This is a genomic window from Enterococcus sp. AZ095a (assembly GCF_050546735.1).
Classification (GTDB): domain Bacteria; phylum Bacillota; class Bacilli; order Lactobacillales; family Enterococcaceae; genus Enterococcus_D; species Enterococcus_D entomosocium.
This window is the reverse complement of the sequence record NZ_CP172953.1, coordinates 136,624-153,029: the sequence shown is the minus strand read 5'-3', so window position 1 is coordinate 153,029 and position 16,406 is coordinate 136,624. Positions and strand designations below refer to the sequence as shown.

The 16,406-nt window shown below is 45.7% G+C and carries 18 protein-coding genes; all 18 read right to left on the bottom strand.

Annotated elements, in window-relative coordinates; all coding sequences use genetic code 11:
* Positions 1–35 precede the first annotated feature (35 nt).
* The 18 genes from IGJ26_RS00730 to cheB all read right to left on the bottom strand — a co-directional run bounded on the left by IGJ26_RS00730 (position 36) and on the right by cheB (position 16,402).
* The gene (locus tag IGJ26_RS00730) at positions 36–1,787 is read right to left on the bottom strand and encodes a hypothetical protein (protein WP_194199375.1); all 1,752 of its coding nucleotides are present in this window, start codon (positions 1,785–1,787) and stop codon (positions 36–38) included.
* Between the two features lie 165 nt (positions 1,788–1,952).
* Positions 1,953–2,321: a flagellar export chaperone FliS gene (gene fliS, locus IGJ26_RS00725; RefSeq protein ID WP_008376567.1), complete on the bottom strand. Its 369-nt coding sequence runs from the start codon at positions 2,319–2,321 to the stop codon at positions 1,953–1,955.
* Between the two features lie 13 nt (positions 2,322–2,334).
* A complete protein-coding gene (locus IGJ26_RS00720) occupies positions 2,335–2,664 on the bottom strand; it encodes a hypothetical protein (protein ID WP_086316749.1) in 330 nt (109 codons plus the stop codon).
* Positions 2,665–2,738: 74 nt separating this feature from the next.
* Complete coding sequence (gene fliD / locus IGJ26_RS00715) at positions 2,739–4,160, bottom strand: flagellar filament capping protein FliD (protein WP_016611598.1); 1,422 nt, start codon at positions 4,158–4,160, stop codon at positions 2,739–2,741.
* A 4-nt stretch (positions 4,161–4,164) separates the two neighbouring features.
* Complete coding sequence (locus IGJ26_RS00710; protein WP_016611599.1) at positions 4,165–4,578, bottom strand: flagellar protein FlaG; 414 nt, start codon at positions 4,576–4,578, stop codon at positions 4,165–4,167.
* Between the two features lie 102 nt (positions 4,579–4,680).
* A complete protein-coding gene (locus tag IGJ26_RS00705; RefSeq protein WP_005226642.1) occupies positions 4,681–5,763 on the bottom strand; it encodes a flagellin in 1,083 nt (360 codons plus the stop codon).
* 136 nt (positions 5,764–5,899) lie between these two features.
* Complete coding sequence (gene flgL, locus IGJ26_RS00700; RefSeq protein ID WP_005226641.1) at positions 5,900–6,820, bottom strand: flagellar hook-associated protein FlgL; 921 nt, start codon at positions 6,818–6,820, stop codon at positions 5,900–5,902.
* Positions 6,821–6,823: 3 nt separating this feature from the next.
* Positions 6,824–8,347 (bottom strand): flagellar hook-associated protein FlgK, encoded by a 1,524-nt coding sequence (flgK, locus tag IGJ26_RS00695; protein WP_016619540.1) that lies wholly within the window; start codon positions 8,345–8,347, stop codon positions 6,824–6,826.
* Positions 8,348–8,358: 11 nt separating this feature from the next.
* Positions 8,359–8,715 carry a hypothetical protein gene (locus tag IGJ26_RS00690; protein WP_016609029.1) on the bottom strand — a complete coding sequence of 119 codons (357 nt, stop codon included), beginning with the start codon at positions 8,713–8,715 and terminating at the stop codon, positions 8,359–8,361.
* Positions 8,716–8,991, bottom strand: a complete 276-nt coding sequence (gene flgM / locus IGJ26_RS00685) for a flagellar biosynthesis anti-sigma factor FlgM (protein ID WP_016619539.1) — start codon at positions 8,989–8,991, stop codon at positions 8,716–8,718.
* A gap of 95 nt (positions 8,992–9,086) precedes the next feature.
* Positions 9,087–10,145, bottom strand: coding sequence for a flagellar motor switch phosphatase FliY (gene fliY, locus IGJ26_RS00680; protein ID WP_016619538.1), 1,059 nt, complete (start codon positions 10,143–10,145; stop codon positions 9,087–9,089).
* Positions 10,142–11,152: a flagellar motor switch protein FliM gene (gene fliM / locus IGJ26_RS00675; protein WP_005232756.1), complete on the bottom strand. Its 1,011-nt coding sequence runs from the start codon at positions 11,150–11,152 to the stop codon at positions 10,142–10,144. Before fliM ends, fliY begins: the two co-directional genes overlap by 4 nt.
* Before the next feature lie 17 nt (positions 11,153–11,169).
* The gene (locus IGJ26_RS00670) at positions 11,170–11,559 is read right to left on the bottom strand and encodes a chemotaxis protein CheW (protein WP_005232757.1); all 390 of its coding nucleotides are present in this window, start codon (positions 11,557–11,559) and stop codon (positions 11,170–11,172) included.
* A gap of 19 nt (positions 11,560–11,578) precedes the next feature.
* Complete coding sequence (locus IGJ26_RS00665; protein WP_003129084.1) at positions 11,579–11,941, bottom strand: response regulator; 363 nt, start codon at positions 11,939–11,941, stop codon at positions 11,579–11,581.
* A gap of 14 nt (positions 11,942–11,955) precedes the next feature.
* Positions 11,956–12,543 carry a chemotaxis protein CheC gene (locus tag IGJ26_RS00660; protein WP_005226634.1) on the bottom strand — a complete coding sequence of 196 codons (588 nt, stop codon included), beginning with the start codon at positions 12,541–12,543 and terminating at the stop codon, positions 11,956–11,958.
* On the bottom strand, positions 12,540–14,591 hold the full coding sequence (locus tag IGJ26_RS00655) for a chemotaxis protein CheA (RefSeq protein ID WP_194199376.1): 2,052 nt from the start codon (positions 14,589–14,591) through the stop codon (positions 12,540–12,542). The genes IGJ26_RS00660 and IGJ26_RS00655 overlap by 4 nt, the downstream gene beginning before the upstream one ends.
* Before the next feature lie 21 nt (positions 14,592–14,612).
* Positions 14,613–15,386, bottom strand: coding sequence for a CheR family methyltransferase (locus IGJ26_RS00650; protein WP_005226631.1), 774 nt, complete (start codon positions 15,384–15,386; stop codon positions 14,613–14,615).
* 5 nt (positions 15,387–15,391) lie between these two features.
* A complete protein-coding gene (cheB, locus tag IGJ26_RS00645; RefSeq protein WP_008376604.1) occupies positions 15,392–16,402 on the bottom strand; it encodes a chemotaxis-specific protein-glutamate methyltransferase CheB in 1,011 nt (336 codons plus the stop codon).
* Positions 16,403–16,406 lie beyond the last annotated feature (4 nt).

Here is a 16,406-nt window from a genome sequence, read left to right as displayed (position 1 = left end):
TCAGCCCTCTCGCTGAAGTTCTTTTCTGATTCATTTTATTCAGATTCTTTCAATAAAGCTTGTACGACCTTACGACGACGATACAGCTGTCTTGTTTTCCAGCTGATAAAGCCGATGAGTAAAGCGATCCAAGAAATGATCGTCAGCCATAAAGCTCCGTCGAAAAACCAAGGTGCGTCATAGTCAACGACTAAGACATTCTCCCCTGCTTGCTGTTGGACAGAAACGGCACCAATGGCACTCAAAGAGACATCTTTCTCAGTTAGTGGCTGCTGATTGAGGGTCAATTCAGTATAGCGGTAATTGATGATCGGTAACGCCTTCCACGCCTCTTGATCACCTTGCCAACGTAAAGTAAGTTTCCCGTTTTCTACGGTTTTTGCCACGGTATCATTTTTTTCAATGATTTCTTCCCCGTACAAATTGTACTTGTTCTTCTTGGTCTCTTGATAGAGGGGCAGATAATCTGGGGTAGAACGTTGATACAGCGCTAATGCTAAGGACTTGTCTTTACTAAAATAGGCTTCCTTCAATTGCGCTTCAGATTCCGCCGAGAGATAGGTGTGGTTTCGCAGTGAAACTGCCGCTTCATCGGAGTGCCAGTCCTGCATTTTGACCGTGTTTTGGATCAGGATTTGACCAACACTCAAAACTAAAACGAGGACGAACCAACGCGGATTTGCCAATGGCTTGCCCCGATAATAAGGAACCAGCAGGCACAAACCGACTAAGATCAAAATCGTGGCAGGAACAAAGAACCGAAAAGGGAATTGTAGTAAATTGATCACACCATTGTCCAGACTGCCTAGCCATTGCCAAGGAATAGCGTTCGATGATAAAACGAAAAAGACCGCTGCAGCTACTGTCATTAATTTGAAGCCGCCGGATAGACGAGGCCATACACGAATCGCACCGCAAAAGAACAAGGCACATAAGATTGGCAGCAGGTACGGAGTCGTCCACCAATAGCTGCTGGTTCCAGTAATGGTATTGTTCTGCATGTTGCGATTCACAAAAGGCGCGATCAACGTGTTACTCGTATAGAGATCCAACATCCCTAACCAAATATTGGCGGTCAGCAGCAAGAAAATCCCGATCGCTCCTGCTAAGCGCAGCACCAATTGTCGTTTTTCTTCGCCGGAAGTTCCAACAAAAAAGGCGCGTAAGAAAAAGGGCACATATAAGAGCACTAACAAGATGCTTGAAAACACATGGATTTGAAATAAGACCGCCACGGAAACCCCTACCGCAAAAGGCCGCAACCGTTTATGTTCCCCTAGTGCGATCAGTGGAATCAGACACAGCGGTAACACGGCTGCTCCCCAAGCAGAAAAGCCCTGCCGCTCAATCCAATACTGGACAGAATAGGTCGCCATAAACAGGATGCTCATCCCCACTGACAGCCAGCCATTGACTCGTAGTTTCTTTAATAAGCCAAACATCGAAAACCCTGCTAGCAGATAGAGCAGCCCATTGGCGAGCAGTTGGTAGGAAAACCACGAAGGACTCAGCAAGACCAGCAGACCTTGGAAATAGGCAAAAAAGGGCCCGTATAATGCATTGACGATACGAGCAGATTGCTGAAACCCGTAGATAGAAAGAAAATATTGAAAATTGCCCTCTTTGATCTGCTGGCTGGTCTCATAAAAACGATTGAAGTGAAAGACCACATCAGAGCCCAAAATCATGCCTTGGCCTAAGATCTGCGGTAATAAAAAAACACCACTCATTGCAATCAGAATCACCACTTGCCAGAAAAGCGGCTTTTGTACTATTTTTTGTTTCAAAAAAAAACCTCCTTGCACCTTTTCGGTACGCTCATAAAAAGAGTACCAGATAGGGACGAGGAGGGGAAAAAGAAAGCTTAGTGAAAAGGGATACATGGTAAAAATTTAACCAATTACTAAACTTTTCTAGGTTTTAGGTGGTCGTTTCTTTGCTTTTTCTCAAATTTATTGGGTGATCGTTTGCCAGCTTTCCAGTAGTTCGCTTAAAAGTGGGACGACCGTTTCTGCAGGGGCTGCCTCTTTTTGGACATTGGCACTGACCAGCTGATCGTACATATAGCCATAAAGCTGATCGAGATCTTCAGCAATAGCGCCGCCTTGCTCACGGTCTAAAGAGACCCGTAATTCCAATAAAATATTCTGCGCCTTGACAAATTGCTGATGGGCTTGGCTCAACTCTTCTTTTTCCAATGCGATCACTGCTAATTTGATGTTTTTGATGGCTGCTTGCAACAGCATTTCAATCAGTTTGTTGGGGGAGGCACTCATTACTTGGTTCTGCAGATAGTTGTTTTGCATTTTTTGATAATTCATCTTTTTTTCCTCACTATAAATCAAATTCGACGAAGGCGGCACTGTCTTCTTGCTGCAAATACGTTTTGACAAGATTGTTTTTGCGGTTCAAACGCCCCAATTCTTGTTTGATCTCTTGCTGCTGGGCTTTGACCTGCTCTAGGAACGCTTGATACGCTTGGATCACTTGTTGCGCCAATGCACTGGTTTGTGGACTATGGCTCTGTTCTTCTGCTTGCATGGCTGCTATGACCGCTGCATTGGCTGCCATCAAACGACCGGCTTCTTCGCTGTCGCCGCGCCATTTTGCAAACCCAGTTAAAATCTGATTCAAACGTTCATCTAATGATACGTGTGGCTCCATAGGTTGTTTCCTTTCTTGTTGACGAGGGTTTCTTATGCGAATGAAAAAATGACTGCTTTAATCGGCTATCCTGCCTAGTTTGACGTATTGGCAAACTGATTGCTTAGGTAGCTCAGCTGATTTTCAGCCTCCATCATCACGGAGTCTAATTTGGTAAACATTGTGATGTAACGCTCTTTTTTCATTGCTAAAATATCATCAAACCGTGTAATCTGTTTGTTCAAATCCTTGATGGTACTGTCATAGGTCGCAGATTTGGTGGCAATGATCCCTTTATTGGCTGAAGTATTGACGACATAGCTGTTGGCTAATTCTTTTAGCGCTAATGTATAGCCGGTCTCTTTCGTACTCGCAGTGCCATCGGCTTCTTTGGTTTTCGTACTTGCATAAAAGAAGGACTTCACAGCAGCGGGATCTTCCGCTAAGGCTTCTTTTAACTTTGTCGTATCCAGTCCCAATGTACCATCATTATCAACGGTGGAGATACCTAGCTTATTGGCGGTCAGCTTTGAGCCGCTGACGGCTGGAATGGTGATCAAATTTCGCAATTGGGTCTGTAGACGAGTCAACGCACTGTCTCCCACCAAGGTCCCCGTCTTGTTGTTTTCACTACTAGGATCTCCCACGGTCAAATTGTCGCCGATAAAACTCATCAAGCTATTGTATTGATCCACTAATCCTTGCACTGCATCAACGACTTTCGAGGTATCATTGGCTAAAGAAAGCGTCACATGCTCCTCGCTTTTTTTCGCTAACGTCAGCGTGACACCATCGATAACATCCGTCACACTATTGCTGTCGCGGGTGATCTCCATGCCGTCTAGTTCAAAAATAGCCGGTTGGCCTTGCGTCGTAGCCGCAGTTGAACCGATCCCTAATCCTTCGGCGGCATTGCCGTCGATCAAGAAGTTTTTGTCGCCCATTTTGGTATTCGTTAAAATCAAACGGTTATCCACGATGCTCGCTGCAACGAAGGTCGTCTTGCTTTGGCCATTGATCTTAGCTGCCACATCTTTTAAGCTGTCTTCGGCAGTGATCTCGATCGAAGCGGTGATCGGTTTGCCATCTTCATCGACTTCCGAACTGGTCAATGAGAGCTGACCACTGACATTTAGGGCCGTTTTGCTGCTTTGAGCTACTTGACTCCCCGTCACCTTCGTGGCTGTTGCTAGTTGGTTGACTTTTAGATCATAGGTGCCTTCTGGGGCTTCCGTTGTTCCTGCAATTGAAGCGATACTACTATTGGTGGTCGTCGCTTTTTTTGTTTGATAAGCATCATCTTTTTGTAACGCATCGACTTTTGACAAAAAGTTAGTCAAGCGAGTGCTGATATCACTCCATGCCGTTTTTTGTGCTTTAAGCGACGTGATTTTATTCTCAGCACGGGTCTTATTGATCGCATCTGCCGCCAATAATTTTTCAATATCTTCTGAAGTCACGCCAGAATAACTCCCTAGCGTTGTACTGATTCCTGAACTGCTGGTTACACTTGCCATAGTTTCATCCCTTTCGATCGACCGCAATGCCCATGTCATCCCATATTTTTCCAATCACATCTAGCATGTTGGCTGGTGGGATCTCTTTGATCACTTCGTTGGTCTGCATATCCACTAAACGCACCATCGTACGCCCTGTGCGCTCATGTACTTCATAAGCCAATTTCATATCTTTGCCAAGTAGTCGCTGATTCACTTCCTCCACGGAGGCTGCGATCTTGTGCTGATCGGCTACTGAAAAATAGTGGATCGGCGGTTCAGTGACCACTGTCCGTTCCTTTTTCTCCGCCATTTTCCCCTCTTGGTGTTGCGGCTGAAGGTTGGCGGTCTCTGGATCTAGGGATTCGATCGGACGTGCTTTAGCGACCGACGCAACGGCTTCGATCGGGTGTATTCCTGACATTGGCTGAATATCCATCAGAGCTTCCTCATTTCTAAGCGTTTTTGTGCTGCTATGTAAAACACAAGAACTGCGCTTCCCCTAGGCAGTCCTTGTGTCAGTGGTTCACTTGATCAAAAATTATCCTTGTAACAAGCTCAATACGCTGTTAGGCATTGAGTTTGCTTGTGCCAACATTGAAGTTGCTGCTTGAGAAAGGATGTTGCTCTTCGTAAAGCTCATCATTTCTTGGGCCATATCAACGTCACGGATACGTGAGTTTGCTTCAGATAGGTTTTCTTGTGTTGTACCTAAGTTGTTGATTGTGTGTTCTAGACGGTTTTGCGCCGCACCAAGATCCGCACGTTGTGCAGAAACTGCTTTGATCGCTTCATCGATTTTCGTGATTGGGTTGTTTTCAACGCTGACAGTTGCCGCTGCTGCTTTGCCTTCATCAGAAGCGGTAAATGTTGCTAAAGCATCATCGTATGTTTTTTGAGCTGTTGCTTTTGCTGTATCATCCGCAGCTGTATCGATGGCTGTTTGTAATTCAGCAACTGTTTTACCAGCTGCCGCATCAACTGTGCCGTCCGCTGCATATTTTGTTGTAGCATCTGCTTTGAAAGCAGTCGCTACTGCTTTATCTTTTGCTGCAGCAACAGCTTTGGCATCGCTTGTGTCAATGGCTTGTGTTAAATCTAAGCCTTTTACTTTCAATGCAGATGAGCTCATGTTGTTGATTGAAACGCTCATTGTTTGGTTTGCGTTGGCACCGATTTGGAAAGTGAATGATTTCGCATCATCGCCTTCACCAGTTAACAAGCTTTTTGTATTGAATTCAGTGGTATTGCTGATACGGTCGATTTCATCAGACAATGCGGTGTATTCTTTGTTGATCGCACTGCGGTCGTCATCACTTAACGTACCATTTGAACTTTGAACCGCAAGATCACGCATACGGCCTAAGATGCTGTGGGTTTCATTTAATGCACCTTCTGCTGTTTGGATCAATGAAATACCATCTTGTGCGTTGCTTTTTGCTTGTGACAAACCGCCGATTTGGCCTTTCATTTTTTCAGAAATTGCTAAGCCAGCTGCGTCGTCCCCAGCTTTGTTGATGCGTAAGCCTGAAGATAATTTAGACAAAGAATTGCTTTTAGAAGCATTTGCTGCCGTTAGGCGTGAGTAAGTATTCAATGCTGAAACGTTTGTATTGATTCTCATGTGTAGTTCCTCCTAATTTTTATTCGCTAAGGTTTCCCTCTGCTACTATTTATCGGAAGAAACCGTTCAGGGTTAAGCCTTTTTTCTAAAAAAAATAAAAAACTTTTGCTCTCAGCAAAGAACAAAAGTTTTTGGGTTAATTTAAATAATCTAGAATGGACATCTGCATGATCTTTGTTCCCATCGCTAGTGTTGAACGGTAGGCAGTCATTTGATTTTGATATTCCATATACTTTTCCGCAATATCGACGTCTTGTTTGTTGGACAGTGTTTCGGTCAAGTTCAGCTTTTCCGTCTCATTTCGATCAGCTGCCGCCTCCAAGCGATTGTAGAGGGTGCCGATCTGCGCCCGTACATTCACCACATTAGTGGCATGCTGGTCATGAGCGGTTAAAAGCTCGCCCCCTAAGGCATCTTTATCATCACTGCGCAATGCAGACAACAAATCATTGAAATAGGTGCTTAAATTTTGGGGATCCGCAGCGGTGCCCGTCTCGTTCATCAGACGATCACCGCTGGCTAACAGATCCACTGAGACCCCATTTGCGATTTCTCGCGGCAAGTCTTCGCTAGTGCCATTGTATTTGATACCGACGATGGCGTCATTTTCTTTGACGATCTCAAAAGGCGCCGTCGTCGTATTCGTTCCGCTAAATAGATAGCGGCCATCAAAGTTGGTGTTTAATGATTCAACGATGCCTTCGATCTCTTGCTCGATCTCTGAACGATTTGCCCCTAATTCCTCACTGCCAGCTGTCGCATTGGCAGAAGATTGAACCAACGAGCGAATCCGCAGCATCGAGGTACTGACGCTTTCTAAAGCAGAATCTTGGGCTTTTGTCCAAGAAATACTGTCTTTGATCGTATTATTGTAGGTTTTGTTTTGATTTAACGACACATTGAGATCCATGATTTTTGAAACCAGCAGTGGATTATCCGAGGACTTGCTGACTTCTTTCAAGCTCGATAGCTGATTCAACGTGGATTGGACTTTGGAGGCGTTGGTTCCTAGATTTCGTAAAAAATCATTGTAGGTGATTGAATTGGAAATACGCATGTTCTACACTCCTGTTCGATTGATCAATGTGTCTAACATTTCAGAAACGACCGATAATATGCGGGCATTGGCCTGAAATCCTTGTTGGAAACGAATCACATCTGACATTTCTTCATTTAATGAAACACCGGACACCGATTGATTTTTGTATTCTAGTTGATTCAGCAGCGACAATTGGGCACTGACCGTATTGTCGGCTTGCTGTTTTGAGATCCCGTTTTTGGTGACGATGCTGTTAAAATAACTGCTGACACTCATGCCGGATGCTGCATTAGCAAACGTCAATGTCTCAGAATCAAAAGAAGCGATCGTCTTTTCTGACAACGGGAAATCCAATTTGGCACTGCTGAGTTTGGCCATTGCAGCAGCTCTTGAACCATCTCCTGCTGCATTGCTCGTTCCGCCGGTCACCAGACTTGGGTTATCTAACAGTGCTTGGCTGACCCGAATCGTCGTCGCTGTGCCGGTATCATCTTGGCCGATCTCAAATAGTCCGCTTGTACGAGAAGCGCCGCCGGTAAAGACCATGTTCATGGCTTGCGCGATCGTCGTCGTAAAGTTGTTCAATTCCGTCAAGCGACTGCCGATTTCACTAGATGATGCTTGCAGGCCACCGATCGCCCCTTCTTTGATCGGCAATTCTGTATAGGCGGTGTCGCCATTGTCGGTGGTTTTCGTCAACAAGACGGTTCCAGCTGGATAAGACCCCGTGATGGTTTCGGCAGGATTCAAGGCGTTGCCGTCTTTGGAAACTAAGGCGCCTGTGTCGCTTTGTCCCACCACCACACTAAGGGTATTGCGTTCCTCCGCACTTAAAATCGTCTGTCCGCTCATAGATACAAACCCACGGCCATATTGATCGGTCTTGGTTTCGATCCCTGCTAGACCCGAGAGATCTTTCAACAGACTGTCTCGACGATCTAAGAGATCATTGGGTGTTTCACCACTTGTCGTCAACCCATAGATTTGTTCATTCAAGGATTGCAGCTGCTTGACCTTCTCATTGAAGTCCAGCGCGGATTTTTCGATGGTATCCAGCGTGTCGCTTTGCAGCTGCGTCATTTGTTTGCCCATTTGGTTGATGGTATCGGCAAACGTACTGCTGTTTTCCAGCACAAGGGTCTTAGACGTATCCAGTTCAGGATTGTTGGCTAATGCGGTCCAAGAATCAAACATCGTTGCCAGCTGTTTGGACAGTCCGTTGTCGGAAGGCTCATTCATTAAACTTTCCAGCTGTCCTAATATGTCTGCTTTTTGTTCATAATATGTATAGGTAGAATTGGCATTGCGTACTTGTCCAATGACAAAATCATCGACGATCCGTTCGACACTGCCGACTTTCACACCCATACCGATGCTGCCGACACCCGCTAGATGGTAAGACGCTTCGGCTTGCAAGTTGACTCGTTGTCTTGAGTAGCCGTCTGTATTGGTATTTGCAATGTTGTGGCTGCTGGTTTGCAACGCTGCTTGATTGGCGGTCATGCCCCGGGTTGCGGTGCCTAATGAACCGAATAGTCCTGTCATAGTAGTACTCCTTACATTTTTTGATCGATGATCGCTGTTGAGACTGCTTGTTTTTCTTGGTATTTCGAATACGTATTTGCCGGTGTCTTGATATTTTCTTTGACTGCATCCATCAAAACGGTTTGGAAACTAATGGCTTGTTCCGTCAGCAGGAGATTCTCGGCTTGCTGCACTTGGATCTGGCGGATGAGTTCTTTGATCGCCACTGAAAGAGTTCCTTCATACGTGGAAAAAACGGGTACGAAGGCGGTTTTTTTCTCGACGAGTTCTGGTAATTTTTCTGCTTGATTTTTGATCAAGCAGGTCTTTTCTTTTTGCAGCAACCGCAAGAACTGCTGTAGCTGACGCTCAAATTCCCGTTCTGTCATCTAGTCGACCTGCTTTTCATCTTGCTGCAGCATTTTATCGGCGATCGTTTCGGCAGATATTTGGTAGGTGCCTTCTTTGATCGCTCGTTTCAATTCTGCCACTCGTTCACTGCGACTGGCTGTTTGATTGGCACTCTTTTGAATGGCTTGAGCTGTTTCGGACAATTGAACATCGACGGTTTTTTCTGTCTGAGCAGCAGTTGGCTTTTCTTGTTTGACCGCTTCACGTTTGATAGCCTTGTCGCTGTATTCTGCGTAACCTCTTTCGATTTTCATAGGTTCTCCTCCGTTCTCATTCTTCTACCCTCTACTATCGGTCAAATCACAAAAAAGTTAAACCCATATGTTTAACTTTTTGCGATTTCTTCAAATTAATGCAAATTGTGGATGCGTTGTTTTTGCGAAAGAATGTTGGTGATCCGTACGCCGAAGTTTTCATTGATGACCACGACTTCCCCAGTGGCGATCAGTTTGCCGTTCAACAAAATCTCTAGCGGTTCATCCGTCAGTTTTTCCAGTTCGATGACGGACCCTGTATTGAAAGATAAAATGTCCTTAATGGTTTTTTTGCTGCGGCCTAACACGACACTTAGATCCAGTGGCACATCAAGAATCAAGTCCAAATTATCCCCATCGCTCACCCCGCTAGAGGCCAATGTTTGAAACGCCGGTTTGCTGACTTCAACGGGTTTTGATGTAGCCGCCGGTTCAGGGGTAGGCGCAGCAACGGGTGCCGTTGGCTGCGGTGTTGGTGTTTCTCGAGTAACGACAGTCGCTTCATCGGACAGCATCGCACTGGCGATATCGTTAACCACCGGATCCGTAAAGATCTGCATGATTTTGCTTTCGATCAGACCTTCGACGCGCAAAGAAAATGAGATACAATAAATCTCTTCCTCTGCCTCGATCCCGCTATACTCAATGTTTTCTGGTGTCTCCCATAGTTTGACGATCGGCGGTAAGATATCCACTTTACGGCTGATCATCGTCGCCATCGAAGTCGAGGCAGTCCCAATCATTTGGTTCATGGCTTCTGCCACAGCACTTAGCTCTAATTCCGTGAATTGGGTGTTGCTGGTTTCACCGGTTCCCCCCATCATCAAATCAGCGATCACGATGGCATCTTTGACTTCTAACAGCATCAAATTACTGCCTAAAAGGCCTTCTTTAAATTCAACTGTCGTTGCTACTTTTGGTGCAACGAGGTCGTTTAAGATCTCACCAAATTTGATTTTAGACACCCGGGGAGTCGTGATGCTGACCCGACGATCAAGAATGGAAGACAACGTCGTCGCCGCTTGCGACATGGAGATATTGCCAACTTCGCCGATAATGTCGACTTTGACTTGCTCTTCTAATCCTTGCGGCTGGGCTGGGGCACTTTGATTCAACAATGCATCGATTTCTGCTTGGGATAAACGTTCACTCATAGTTCTTGCTCCTCTTCTAACTTGTCTAATAATTCAATGGCTAAACGGTCCTCTTGCTTCCCAGGTTTTGCTCGGAAGTAAGGTTTTCCATCGATGAAGGTCTCTAATGGTTCAGTAATTTTTTTGTCTAGTTTGATGACATCGCCTTCTTCTAAGTGGAGAAACTCAGAAAGACTCATTTGAGCATGGCCCAGCAGAACTTCTAGATTCAATCCGACCCCATTCAAACTTTTTTGCAACTCGCGGCTATCGTCTTGGTTGACGGGCTGATTGCTATCAAACCAATTGCGGAAACTTAATTTATCAATGATCCCTTCAAAGAAGACATAGGGGATACATAGATTGATAAAATGTTTCACTTCAAAAATTTTGATAGTAAAGGTCACTAATACGACGGGTTCGTTGGGCGACATGTTTTGCATCAATTGCGGATTCGTATCGATTCCATCCAAAACCGAATCCAAGGCAACGATGTCCTTCCAAACATTTTGGTAGACCCGTACAAATTGTGCTACTACTTCTTCCAAGATCGCTGTTTCAATATCAGTAAAACTTTTTTTCTCGCTAAAATCCATTTCGATCGGCTTGTTTTGATAAACATCCAAGCCGCCGCACAACAACTCCACCAACATCATACACAGTTGCGGGTTCATCTCGATCATCTGGATCCCGCTCAAAGGCTGAGAATGAAAGAGCCCCAACAAAGTAAATTTTGGTATCGAATGGATAAATTCGTCATAACTGACTTGTTCGATAGCTGCCAACTGCAAAGAAACATTGGTCCGCAGTTGGGTAGAAAGCATGCTGCTGCTCATCTTCGAGAAATCCTCGAAGATCATGTGCAGGGTATTGACGTATTCTTTCGACAGCTTTGTTGGTCGGCGAAAATCGTAGGCTTTCACTTTGGCTTGTTTGTCTTCTATCTCAATAATTTCTTGATCGATCTCTCCGCTGCTCATCGCATTCAACAATAAATCAATCTCTTGCTGCGTCAATACCTGATCCACACTAATCCCCCATTTTTTTAAAAAATCATGTGATCGATTTGAATCACACTGGCTACTTTTTCACCGATCGTCACGACCCCAACGGCATGTTCTGTCTCTTGATTGCCCAGTTGGATATCGTCTTCAGTGATATCAAGTACTTCAATTACTTCTTCTACGAGGACCCCTTTGGTCTCCTCTTGCTTCTTCATGATCAATATGTTTTTTTCGTAGGCTGGTTCCATGATGGGAATCAATTTTGCCAAACGAATCACCGTTACGACAGACCCCCGCAGATTGATCAACCCTTCCACCCACTCTGGTGCTAAGGGCACCTTCGTAAAGGAAGGGGCATCAATGACCTCGTCCACCGAGTCCGCCGAGATCAAATAGTACTGCTGAGCCATTTTGAAAAGAATCATCTGCATGTCGCTATCCTCCTAGGCATTAGGCAAAGGCTTTGTCGATGGCAGTGATTACGCGGTCCGTGTCAAAGGGCTTCACGATAAAGTCCACCGCACCGGCGCGAATCGCATCCATCACCATTCCTTGTTGTCCCATGGCACTGCACATTACGACTTTGGCCTGCGCATCAAACGTGCGGATCATTTTTAATGCCTCTAAGCCGTCCACTTCTGGCATCGTGATATCCATAGTCACTAAGTCTGGTGTCGTTGCTTGGTATTTTTCAAAAGCCTCTTGGCCATTTTGGGCTTCCCCCACGACTTCATAGCCGTTTTTTTCTAAAATATCCTTTAATTTCATGCGCATAAATACCGCATCATCCACAATCAATACTTTTTTTGACATTGTATTTGCCCCTTTCAAATTCCTAATGAATCAAATATGTTTTCTAGTACACCGATTTCTGGAATCAAAAATAACGATGCCTCTAATGTTTCTTTGGCGTAGACGAACTCATTACGGATCACCATCACCTGCTCATCATACTGGGCCATCGCCAAATAGATGGAGCTGATCGCTGCGCCAAAGAAATCATAGCTGGCGCTTGGTAAAGACGCACTCAGCTGAGTTTCCAATAGTTGGCCGATCGCGATCAAAAAAGAATTGGTAAGAATGTTAGTCAACTCGTTGATGACCGATTGCTTCAATTCTTCAGACGGATCGCTTTCTTGGATCATCAACTGACGCAATTTTGCGGCGGATTCATCCGTTAAGACAAACAAGAAGATCCCTCGAAACGCCCCTTCGATCTGGCTCATTACCACATGAACTTCTTTGTCTTCCGCCATGATCTGCTGATACAGGTCCTCATAAGCTAGAATCTCGACTTCCGGTACCCGCATATCGATCGGTTGTTGGACGAGCTTTGATAAACTCGTCGCAGCGTGACCACCGCCGATATTGATCAGTTCTTTTAGGCCATCGATCTGCAGCGCTGTATAACTCATAAGCGGTCATCCTTTTTTTCCTGACAGATGGCATGAATGTCTAAGATCAGTGCAATCGAGCCGTTACCCATAATCGTTGCTCCTTGATAGCGATTCAGCTTTTGCAGCAGCGGATCGATTTTCTTGATGACGATTTCTTGCTGGCCGATCAGTTCATCTGCCAAAATGCCGTGAAATTGCTGGTCATTGTTGACGATGATGGCGAATTTTTTCTCAGATGGATCGCTTTCGATCGCTAAGAGTTGATCGGTCCGAACCAAGGGAATCAACTCCTCTTGAAAACGATAGACCTCATCCGATACCGTCTGGATGATCTCTTCTTCTTTGACCATCACCACGCGTTCGACGAGATTTAATGGGATCGCAAAGGTTTCTGCTCCGACACGAACCATCAACGCTTGAATGATCGACAGGGTCAATGGCAATTTGATCACAAACTGCGTGCCTTTATTCGGCTGACTCTTCATTTCGATCGTGCCCCCTAATTGGGTGATCTTCGATTGCACAGCATCCATCCCGACACCGCGCCCAGAAATATTGGTCACTTCTTGCGCCGTTGAAAAACCAGGATGGAAAATCAGCTGCTGCAACGCTTCATCGGAAAGGCCTTCCGTTGCTAAGCCTTTCTTTTCAGCACTTGCTTTGATTACTTGCGGATCAAGGCCTTTGCCATCATCCTCTAAAGTAATGATCACGCGATTGCCTTCTTGGTAGGCCGCCAAACGAATCGTACCCTTGCGCGGTTTGCCCAATTTTTCTCGAACATCGGGTGCTTCGATGCCGTGATCGACAGAATTACGCAATAGATGGACCAGAGGTTCACTCAACTCAGAAACCACTGTTTTATCCAATTCCGTTTCTTCCCCAAAAATGACAAGTTCCATTTCTTTTTGCAGTTCATTGGATAAGTCCCGAACCATTCGCGGAAAGCGACTAAAGACGACATTGACTTGCTGCATGCGGATCCGCAAGACCAAATCTTGCAGCTCAGAGGTCAATCGTGAAACTTGCTCTAAGGGGTCTTTGACTGCTTCGATGTTTTCCCGCTCACTGACATCCTCTAATTGATTGCGATAGACCACCAATTCGGACACGAGATCCAAGAATGAATCTAAGCGATTCAAGTCGACTCGGATCGATTGATTTTGGGCGGACGCATGATGCGCGGGCGCCGACGATTTTTCTTTCGTTTCTGTTGTCGCTTGCTGAAGGGCAGGAGTCTCTGACTCTTGGGTCGGCGCTGGTTGAAGTAACTCTTCTGCCTCCTCCAACACAGCGGCTGATGGATCAAAAGGTGCCACCACGAAGGCTTCGATCTCACTATTGCTGGCGATGTTTTGCTCGACATCAGCCAGTGTTTGCTGCGTCAAATACAGCAGTGAAAAATCTGATTCAAAGGTGCCTTCTTCGAGTGTTTGGGCATCTGGTTCTGTATAGAGAACATCCCCTGCTTGGCCCAGCTTTTCCATGATCAAGAAGGCACGAGCGCCTTTTAACATGGATTGGGCATCTAAGCGAACAGCAATTTGGACCGCTTGATAGCCATCTCCAGCCGCTTGCTCGATCACATACAGATCAGAAGGGTCGATCTGTTGAAGCTGTGGGGTTAATGCGCCCACTGCGGTGGGTTTTTGACTTGCTTCTGTCTCGGTTGGTAGGCCGCCAGAATGTTCTGTTTGGTCAAGTTCGGCCAATAAATCGGCAATTTGAGCTGGCTGCAGGTCACGTTCTTCCCGCAGATCCTCCACAAGTTCTGACAGACGATCTAGACATTTGAAAATCAATGAGATCGATTGCTGGGTCACTTGCAAGGTCCCTGTTTTAAATAACTCAAAAATATTTTCCATTTTATGGGTCAGCTGCGTCATGACGTCATAGCCCATCGTTGCCGCCATCCCTTTAAGGGTATGGGCAGAACGGAAAATATCATTCAGCAAGGCGCTATCTTTTGGATCGTTTTCCAATTGCAAGACATGATCATTCAACTGCGCTAAATGATCGTCTGTTTCTTCAAAGAAAAGGGTACGATAGACACTATTGTCATCCAAATGGGTCCCTCCTTTACAAAATTATACTTTTTGATAGATAAACGAATCGATTTTCTTGAGACCGAATTGTTCCGCAAAATTGATCGTTTCTGTCGCTCCCGTAAACAAAATGCCCCCTGGCACCAATGCATCGCTGAATTTCTGATAGACGGCATCCCGAGCATCACTTTTGAAATAAATCGTCACATTGCGGCAAACGATCACATCAAAAGGCCCATTGTACGGGTCTTTCAAAAGATCGTGTTGCTTAAAATGAACCCGCCGTTTGATTTCTGGTTTGATTTGAAACTGGTTCTTTTCTTTTGCATCAAAAAAACGGGTACGTTCTGCCGCTGAGACATTCCGCAATTCGTGGTCTCGATAGAGTCCTTGCTTGGCTTTTGCCAAAATTTGCGTATCGATATCAGTGGCCAAGACATTGGCTGCGGCAATTTGGTTTTTTTCTAGCAGCATGGCGATCGTATAGGGTTCTGCCCCAATCGAACATGCGGCACTCCAAATTTTTGGCAGCGTGGTTTTCGGGAGAACAATGGTTTTCAAGACGCGTTCAAAGGCGTCAAACAGTTCTTTGTTGCGATAAAATTCCGTTACGTTAATGGTGATATGGGCTAAAAAAGCCGCCCGCACCCCGTCATCTCCTTCGATCAATTGCTGGTATTCCCTCAACGTTTTTGCCCCGCTGTTTTCCATGATCGTAAGGATGCGGCGCTGCATTTGATTTTCTTTGTATGCGGCTAAGGGAATCCCTAATCGGCGATCCACCCACGCATTAAATAAGGCAAATTCTTCTTCCATCTTCTTCACCTGACCATCTGTGCAATTTTTGCTTCAATGCCCTGCAACGGCAGGACTTCATCCACGACTCCTTGTTCAATGGCATACCGCGGCATCCCAAAGACTGTACACGTTTCTTTGTCTTGAACGATCGTATAGCCCCCAGCCGCTTGAATCTGTCGTAAGCCAGCGGTGCCGTCTTTTCCCATCCCCGTCAAAACCACCGCCGCTAGTTGCGGGCCATAGTAGTCAGCTGCTGAGGAAAAAAGATAATCGACGGTTGGCCGCGTCCCATGTCGTTTTTCTCGCTGGTCCAGTTGCAAGTGCCCTTGTTTGACCGTCATGTGGTAATCCCCTGGACAAAGATACACTTGATTTTCGATCCGCATGCCATCGACTGCTTCTTGTACTCGGACGGTTGTCTCTGTGTCTAAGCGCTTTGCAAAGGAAGCCGTAAATCCCGCAGGCATATGCTGAACAATCAAAATGGGACAACGCAAACGCGCAGGCAAACGGCGGATTATCCCCAGCAAGGCACGCGGTCCGCCTGTTGAAGCACCAATGACTAGCGCATCAAGTGATACCGGCAAGCTGTTTTGCGTCAGCTTAGTGGGCTGGGCAATCGCTGGCATCAGGGTTTGAACCGTGCCGGCTTCATGATCCATCGCCAAAATTTTTTGATGAAATTCAGCGATCCATTCTTTTTCAATCATCGATAGACTGACCGGTTTTTCGACAAAATCTCGGGCGCCTAGCGCCAATGCCTCAATCGTGGTTTCTTGATTGGTTAATGAACTAAGCATGATGACGGGAATGGCTGATTGCTGTTTCATCCTCCGCAAGGTCTCTAATCCGTTCATCACAGGCATCTCCACATCCATTACTACCAAATCGATCGCTTCTTTGGTCAGATAGTCCAATGCTTGTTTGCCATTGCGGGCAGCGACGGTCACTTCGATATCAGGCAGCTGATTCAATAAATCTGTCACTACTTTCCGCATGAATGCCGAATCATCGACGATCATTACTTTTTTCATATCC